Source organism: Erythrobacter sp., assembly GCF_038133525.1.
Taxonomy (GTDB): domain Bacteria; phylum Pseudomonadota; class Alphaproteobacteria; order Sphingomonadales; family Sphingomonadaceae; genus Qipengyuania.
In genome coordinates, this window is the sequence record NZ_JAYPTL010000001.1 from 92014 (window position 1) to 99862 (window position 7849).

General features: G+C 64.4%; 7 protein-coding genes and 1 tRNA gene. 3 read left to right on the forward strand and 5 right to left on the reverse strand.

Going from position 1 to position 7849, the window contains the following annotated elements; all coding sequences use genetic code 11:
• Both AAFM29_RS00530 and AAFM29_RS00535 read right to left on the reverse strand, forming a co-directional pair.
• Window positions 1-638 (reverse strand): RlmE family RNA methyltransferase (locus AAFM29_RS00530; RefSeq protein WP_341710863.1); only part of this gene is annotated, 638 nt, incomplete at its 3' end.
• Entirely contained in the window at window positions 638-1852 is a 1215-nt protein-coding gene (locus AAFM29_RS00535; protein ID WP_341710864.1) for a Ppx/GppA phosphatase family protein, read from the reverse strand. The genes AAFM29_RS00530 and AAFM29_RS00535, both read right to left, overlap by 1 nt.
• Window positions 1853-2051: 199 nt before the next feature.
• Here AAFM29_RS00535 and AAFM29_RS00540 point away from each other — a divergent pair.
• Window positions 2052-2125 (forward strand) — tRNA-Gln (locus AAFM29_RS00540).
• Window positions 2126-2135: 10 nt separating this feature from the next.
• On the opposite strand, the gene AAFM29_RS00545 is transcribed toward AAFM29_RS00540, so the two are convergent.
• The gene (locus tag AAFM29_RS00545) at window positions 2136-3365 is read right to left on the reverse strand and encodes a cytochrome P450 (RefSeq protein WP_341710865.1); all 1230 of its coding nucleotides are present in this window, start codon (window positions 3363-3365) and stop codon (window positions 2136-2138) included.
• Window positions 3366-3470: 105 nt separating this feature from the next.
• Here AAFM29_RS00545 and AAFM29_RS00550 point away from each other — a divergent pair, with 105 nt between their 5' ends.
• Window positions 3471-5276, forward strand: a complete 1806-nt coding sequence (locus tag AAFM29_RS00550) for an NAD(P)/FAD-dependent oxidoreductase (RefSeq protein WP_341710866.1) — start codon at window positions 3471-3473, stop codon at window positions 5274-5276.
• A gap of 4 nt (window positions 5277-5280) precedes the next feature.
• Here AAFM29_RS00550 and AAFM29_RS00555 read toward each other — a convergent pair whose 3' ends face one another.
• Entirely contained in the window at window positions 5281-6267 is a 987-nt protein-coding gene (locus AAFM29_RS00555) for a glutathione S-transferase (protein WP_341710867.1), read from the reverse strand.
• A gap of 106 nt (window positions 6268-6373) precedes the next feature.
• The gene (locus AAFM29_RS00560; protein ID WP_341710868.1) at window positions 6374-7264 is read right to left on the reverse strand and encodes a LysR family transcriptional regulator; all 891 of its coding nucleotides are present in this window, start codon (window positions 7262-7264) and stop codon (window positions 6374-6376) included.
• A 107-nt stretch (window positions 7265-7371) separates the two neighbouring features.
• Here AAFM29_RS00560 and AAFM29_RS00565 point away from each other — a divergent pair.
• On the forward strand, window positions 7372-7849 hold a 478-nt coding region (locus tag AAFM29_RS00565), incomplete at its 3' end, for a pyridoxamine 5'-phosphate oxidase family protein (protein WP_341710869.1).

The window sequence follows — 7849 nt, forward strand, 5'->3', positions numbered from 1 at the left end:
ATGACGTACCACTCGCTCGATCCCTTGCGGCTGGCGGGTGGCTTGGCATGCTTGACCGTGCGAAAATGCTTCTTGAGCAGCGCCAGCAGGTCGCTGTCGGTTCCCCCGGCCAGCACCTTGGCGAGGAAAGTCCCACCCGGCGCCAGATTCTCGATCGCGAACCAGGCCCCAGCTTCAACCAGTCCCATGGTGCGTAAGTGATCGGTCTGCTTATGACCGACGGTGTTGGCTGCCATGTCGCTCATAACCAGTTCGGCCTTGCCGCCCAGCGCTTCTTCCAGCACGCGCGGCGCATCGTCGTCCATGAAGTCCATCTGGAAGATGGTGACGCCCTCGATCGGTTCGACTTCGAGCAGGTCGATCCCCACCACATGGGCCTTGGGCTTGAGCTTGCGCACCACCTGGCTCCACCCGCCCGGCGCGATGCCAAGGTCGACCACGCGGGTCACGCCTTTGAGCAGATCGAATTTCTCGTCGAGTTCGATCAGCTTGTAGGCCGCGCGGCTGCGATAACCTTCGGCCTTGGCCTGCTTGACATAGGGGTCGTTGAGCTGCCGCTGGAGCCAGCGGGTCGAACTCGCCGTGCGCTTCTTCGCGGTCTTGACCCGCGTTTCGCGATCCTTGCCAGAACGGCTCATCAGACGTCCTGCTCGCGCATGCGCTGAAGTGCGGCGCGCCCACGCTCACCCTCGGCATCGGCAGCCATCAGGCTGCGCAATATGCCCTCGCGAATCCCGCGATCGGCAACGCCCAGCTGATCGGCGGGCCAGATGTCGAGGATCGATTCGAGGATGGCGCATCCGGCAATAACCAAATTCGCCCGATCATCGCCGATGCAGGGCAGCCGCCGCCGGTCGGGCGCGCTCATTCGGGACAGCCGCGCGGATATGTCGCGCATCGATTGCGACGGTACGATCAAGCCGTCGACCGCGCGTCGATCGTACTGGGGCAGTTCGAGATGCAGGCTGGCAAGCGTGGTCACCGTGCCGCTGGTACCCAGCAGGCGGATCGGTTCCGGCGATGCGGCATGATCGGCGATCCGCTTGGCGAAGGTGGCGAAGCTGCGCGAAACGGTGTCACGCATCGCCATGTAGCGCGCGCGGCGGCTTTCTTCTGTTTCGTCGGTGCCCTCGACCGTGTCGGTCAGCGAGACCACGCCCCAGGGCACGCTCAGCCAGTCGATGATCCGCGGTATGGCGCCTTCGCCCGGTTCGACCAGCACCAGTTCGGTCGAACCGCCGCCGATGTCGAAGATGATCGCCGGCCCCTTGCCGTCTTCGAGCAGCACGTGGCAGCCCAGAACCGCCAACCGCGCTTCCTCCTGCGCCGAAATGATATTCAGCATGATCCCGGTTTCGCGTTGCACGCGATCGATGAACTTGCTGCCATTGGCGGCGCGTCGGCAGGCCTCGGTCGCGACCGAACGCGCCAGCCGGACGTTGCGGCGACGCAGCTTCTCGGCGCAGACCTGCAGCGCGGCGACGGTACGGTCCATCGCCTCGTCCGACAGGCGCCCACTGGCGGCCAGCCCCTCACCCAGGCGCACGACGCGGCTGAAGGCGTCGATGACCGTGAAATCCTCGCCCGAGGGGCGTGCGATCAGCAGGCGGCAGTTATTGGTGCCGAGATCGAGCGCGGCATAGGCCTGTCGACGATGCTGGATATCCGGACCGTTCGAGCCGGGCTGTGATGTGCCCGCAGGGCCTGGCTCGCGCCGCGCCCCGCGTTGACCGCCCTGCTTTGCTTCGGGCCTGGAGGGGCGCTTGTAGCGGAAATCGGCTACCTTGCCGGACTTGCCGCCCCTTCGGTTCCCAGGCCCCTTCGTAACGTCCGGCGGAGATTGATCCGCCATTTCAGGAGCTTTCTCTATTCCTCCCGCGCCAACCACCGTCGCGGGGACTTGGCGCTGATGCTAGCGGCGAAGCGAGGACTGGGCAAGGGTACAGGCGAATCGCCGCGCGCGCACGGGCTTGACCTTGCCCCTGCACGAAACTAGATGCGCGGCCTCTCCTGGGTGAGCCCGCGATTCTGCGCCACCTGCGAGACGCTGATGCCCCGTCGTCTAATGGTAAGACTACGGACTCTGACTCCGTCAATTGAGGTTCGAATCCTCACGGGGCATCCATTCTTTCCGATTACCCCCGCACCTCGATCCGCACCGGCATTTCGGTGAAGCCGTGCAGGAATGGGCTGGCCAGGCGAACCGGTTCGCCCTGAGGGACGATGCGCCAGTTGCGGGCGACGATTTCCTCGATCACCGTGGCGATCTGGATTTCCGCCAATCGGGCGCCGACGCAGCGGTGGATGCCGTGGCCGAAGGCCAGGTGGCGGCGGGCATTGGCGCGCGCCACGTCGAAGCGATCGGCATCGGGAAACACGCTCTCGTCGCGATTGGCCGAGATGTACCACATGATCATCTTCTCGCCCTCGCGGATCGCCTGGCCGGCTAGCTCTGTGTCCCGCGTGGCGGTGCGGCGCATGTGGGTGACCGGGGATTGCCAGCGGATGATCTCCTGCGCGGCGTTGGGGATCAGCGAGGGATCGGAGTGGAGCAGGTCGAGCTGGTCGGAGAACTTGTCGAACGCTTCGACCAGTCCGCTCATCGAATTGCGCGTGGTATCGTTGCCGCCGACGATCAGCAGCGCGATATTGGCGATGCGCTCCATCGGATCCATGTTTCCCATCGCTTCGGAATGGACCATGCGGCTCAGCAGGTCATCGCTCGGCGGCTTGCCGCGGCGATCCTCCAGCTCGCGGTCGAAGCGCGCCAGCATCTGGCCCATTTGGGTGAGGAATTCGGCGAAGTACTCTTCATTGAGATTGTCGGCCGAAACCCCGCTGGCCCAGTCGGACCAGCGCTTTACGTCGCGCCATTCGTCATAGGGCATGTCGAACAGGATCAGCAGCATGCCGATGGTCATCGGGATCGATACCTGTTCAACCCAGTCGAAGGTCTCGCCCTGCGGCAGGGCATCGAGCAGCATGGCGCAGCGTTCGCGCACCTGCACTTCGCGCTGGCTCATCTGGCTGGGAGAGAAGGCGGGAGCGATCACCCTGCGCTGCGCGGTGTGGATCGGCGGATCCTGCGCGATGAAATTGGGAAAATCGTGATCATTGACGTTGTCGGCGATGGTGATGTTGCCGCGTTCCCACGAGGACGACCAAGTCTCGTGGTCGAGCTCGATCTGCTGGATGAGGTCGTAGGTGACCGCCGACCAAAAGGGACCGAAGGGGCTTTCTGCCCGATAGCTGAGCGGTGCGGTCCGGCGCAGCTCGGCAAAGGGCGCATGCCAGCGGTTCTCAGTGTAGAGCGCGTTGTCGCTCAGGTCGATCGGGGTGACCGGACGGTCGACTATCGTGGCCATGGCCGCTCTCCCTCTGCGCGCGACTCTTGTACTTGTCGTTGCCGCACTCTGGGGTCATGATGAACCAGTTGCAATAACGGACTGACTCGACCGGGGAGAGGGTGGATGGCCACAGCGGTATCGGAACTGGCTTTCGACAAGGAAGCGCTGAAGCGGAAATATGCCGAGGAGCGCGACAAGCGGCTGCGCAAGGACGGTTCGGCGCAATATATCCGGCTCGAAACCGAATTCGCCGATCTCGCGACCGATCCCTACACCCCGTTTGTCGAACGTGCGCCGCTGACCGACCATGTGACCTTCGCCTTTATCGGCGGCGGGTTCGCCGGCCTGGTCGTGGGTGCGCGGCTCAAGGCCGCCGGGATCGACGATGTGCGCATCATCGAGAAGGGCGGCGACTTCGGCGGGACCTGGTACTGGAACCGCTATCCCGGCGCGCAATGCGACACGGCAAGCATGATCTACATGCCGTTGCTCGAGGAAACCGGGCACATGCCGAGCGAGAAATACGCGCATGCTCCCGAAATCCGCGATCACTGTTCGCGTATCGGCCATCATTTCGGTCTCTATGACAAGGCACTGTTCCATACCGAGGTAACCGGCCTCGAATGGAACGAGGCGGACAGGCTGTGGACCGTGCGGACCAATCGCGGCGATGCCTTCACCGCCAAGTATATCGGCATGGGCACCGGCCCGCTGCATGTGGCGAAGCTGCCCGGCCTGCCGGGTATCGAGAAATTCCAGGGCAAGAGCTTCCACACCAGCCGTTGGGACTACGCCTATACCGGCGGCAATCCCGAAGGCGCCCCGCTCGACAGACTGGGCGACAAGCGCGTCGCGATCATCGGCACCGGGGCAACCGCGGTGCAATGCGTGCCGCACCTGGCCAAGGGCGCGAAGGAACTGCTGGTGTTCCAACGCACCCCGTCATCGGTCGATGTGCGCGCCAATGCGCCGATCGACAATGAGTGGTTTGCCGAGGTCGCGGGCGAGGGCTGGCAGCGCAAATGGCAGGACAATTTCGCCGCAAACCTTGGCGTCGGCTTCCCCAGCGAGGATCTGGTCAACGATGGCTGGACCGACCTTGCCAAGCGGATGCGCGCGAATTTGCGCGAAGTGCCACCGTCTGAATGGACGCCCGAGAGAATGATGGCCGCTTTCGAGGATGCCGACTTCGCCAAGATGGAGCAGATCCGCCGCCGCGCCGAGGAAGTGGTCGAGGATCCCGACACGGGCGAGAACCTCAAGGCCTGGTACCGCCAGCTGTGCAAGCGCCCGTGCTTCCACGACGAATATCTGCAGGCCTTCAACGAACCCGGCACGCGGCTGGTCGACACGGGCGGGCAGGGGGTCGAACGGATTACCGAGAAGGGCGTCGTTGCCAACGGCGTCGAATATGAGGTCGACTGCATCGTCTACGCTTCGGGCTTCGAAGTGGGGACCGATTATGTCTCGCGTTCAGGCTTCGACGTGGTCGGCAAGGGCGGGCTGACGCTGTCTGGGCATTGGGGCGACGGAATGCGCACGCTTCACGGCAACCAGATGCATGGCTTCCCCAACGCCTTCATGGTGCAGCCCGCGCAGGCGGCCAACTTCATCGCCAACGTGCCGCACAATATTGTCGACCATGCCGACACTATCGCCGCGATCGTGGCGCATATGGAAGCTCAGGGTCTCGACACCGTGGAGCCGACCGAGGAGGCGGAACAAGCCTGGCTCGATTTCCTCGGCACTGGCCCGGCGCGCGCGCTGGGCAGCACCGAATGCACCCCCGGATACTACAACAACGAGGGTGCCGGCTGGGGCGACCGTGAGCGTGTCTTCGTCGGCGATCCGCGCGGCGCGCTGGCCTATTGGGCGCACATGGCGGCGTGGCGCAGCTCGGGGAAGTTCGAGGGTCTCGAATTCGGGTGAGGTGCTAGACGGACTCGGCCAGCAGGCCGGTCCAGCCTTCCCCGATCCAGCCATCTACCCGCGTGCGGTCTTCCGGGCCTAGCGCGGCGTAGCGGCGGCGCAGCTCGACGAGACATTTCGCCTGATACTTGAAGGTGCCTTGCGAATAGTCGTGGCCGAGCGCGCGGAAAGTGAAACCGTCCTCGCCCGCTTCGAGCGCCGCGGCATTGGCGGCGAGGAACGGCGCGTAGATCTCTCCCGACAGCCATGCGAGCGCGATGGCGGCTGCCGAAGGTTCCGCCGCCCAGGTCCCGGCGAGACCGGACAGGTCGTCGAGATGGCTGAGCCAGCGATAGGTATAAGGATAGTCCGCACGCATCATCGCCTGCGGTGACGGATCGGTGGCAAGTTGCGACAGCTGGCCGAACAGGCCGAATTCGGCGAGGCTGGGGCGCGTCCCGAACAGGAAGAAGCTTTCGACCACATGCGCCTCGAGGATGTCTAGCAGGGTGCGGGTCGAGGTTTCGATCAGGGGGAAGTTCTCGTGCGTGCAGCCGACCAGTGCCATCCGGCCGACCTGTCGCGCGCGGAATGCCTCGCCCGCGGCTTGCGAGGTTTCGAGGCCACCGCCGTGCAGATTGTCGAAGGCAAGCCAGCGGCTCATCTGGATCTGGTCGACGTCCTCCAGCCAGCGATAGCCGAACATGGCCTTGGTCACCCATTCGTCGGCGAAATCCTCCAGCAAATGAGCGAGGAAGCTCATCGCCGGGTCCGCAGGGATCACGCTGCGGTCGGCATGCGCGCGTTCGAGTTCGTGGATAAGCGGTGTGGAATCATTGGCGTGGCGCCCATCGGGAAAGCGCAGCACGGGGATCACCGGCGCCTTGACCTTGCCCAGCGCCTCGCGCGTGGCGGGGCCGCTGACCCATTCGTAGGCTATGCGGCGATAACGCATGAGCGCGCGCATCTTCATCGAATAGGGCGAAGCGAGCGCCCCATAGAGTATGTACATCGGTGATTCCTCTCAGCGGCACTGTCGGCCCAATCGTCGGCCCTGTGCAAGACCCTGTAATGCGTTGGCGAAGCAACCATGACCTGCCCACCAGGATCTGGGTGCGTTATCGGCCCCAGCTGCAATGGTGCGAGCGTTGCTTCATCGCATCGACGAAGGCGCGGGTTGCCGGTGAATTGCTGCGGCCACTGGCGAATAGCAGATGGATGGGCATGCTTTCGGGTTCGGTCGGCTTGAGGACTTCGATCAGGCGCCCGGCCTGCATCGCATCCTCGGCCTGGTAGTGCAGGAAATTGGCCAGGCCCACACCGGCTTCGGCGGCGACGATCGCTGATGCGATGGTGTTGACCGTCAGGCTCTGCTGCGGTGCGGGTGCCGGGCGGCCGTCGAACCGCCATTCCCCTGCGGATCGCGGTCCGGACGAGAAGATCAGGCGATGTTGCGCCAGGTCGGAGGGGCTGGTGGGCACGCCGAACCGGGCGAGGTAGCCCGGGCTGGCGACGATGACCGGTCGCACCGCCCCGATCCTGATCGCCAGCAATGAGGAATCGGCCAGGGCACCGATCCGCACCGCCACATCGATCCCCTCTTCCACCAGCCGCACGTTGCGATCGAACAGCAACAGGCGCACGTCGAGCAAGGGGTAGCGATCGATCAGCTCGGCCACGACCGGTGCGACATGCATCTGCCCGAACATCATCGGCGCGGTTATGTAGAGTTGCCCGCTTGGCTCCACCCGAGTGCCGGCGATCTGCCGTTCGGCATCAGCTAGATCGGTGATGATGCGGCGGGCCTGTTCGACGAAACCGGCGCCTTCGTTGGTCAGCGAGACCGCGCGGGTCGACCGGTGGAACAGCATGACGCCCAGTCGTGCCTCCAGCTCTGCCACCGCGCGGGTCACGGCCTGTGGCGATGCTCGCTTGGCCCGGGCTGCCGCGGTGAAGCTGCCGCGGTCTGCCACGGCAACGAACAGTTCCAACGTCCGCAGTCGGTCCATCGATTATTCCATATGTAGGAATGATGTTGTCACAAGAGAGCGTATTATCGCAAAGGTGGCAAGGGCCTAAATAAACACCATCGAGCACGTGGTGGAGCGACCATTTCATGGCCCAGAACTACATCCATACTCTGTTTACCGATGCGGCCCGCGCGCTGCAGGAGGCGGATGGTTCGCGTGCCACCTATGCACGGATGGAAGCGGGCGCCGACGGCACTCCCGACCAGATCACCGACAGCGAAGCCGCCTTCATCGGTGCGCGCGACAGTTTCTACATGGCCAGCGTCACCTCCGAAGGCTGGCCCTATATGCAGCATCGCGGCGGTCCGCAGGGCTTCCTGCGTGTGCTGCCCGGCAACCGGTTGGGCTTTGCCGACTATCGCGGCAATCGCCAGCACATCAGCACAGCTAACCTGCAGGCCGAACCGCGCGTCTCGCTGTTCCTGATGGACTATCCCAATCGCCGCCGGCTCAAGATCCTGGGCAAGGCACAGGTGGTGCCCCAGGCGGACGATCCCGCGCTGGTCGCGTCGCTGGCGGTGCAATCCTACAAGGCGCTGCCCGAGCGGGCCTATCTGATCGACG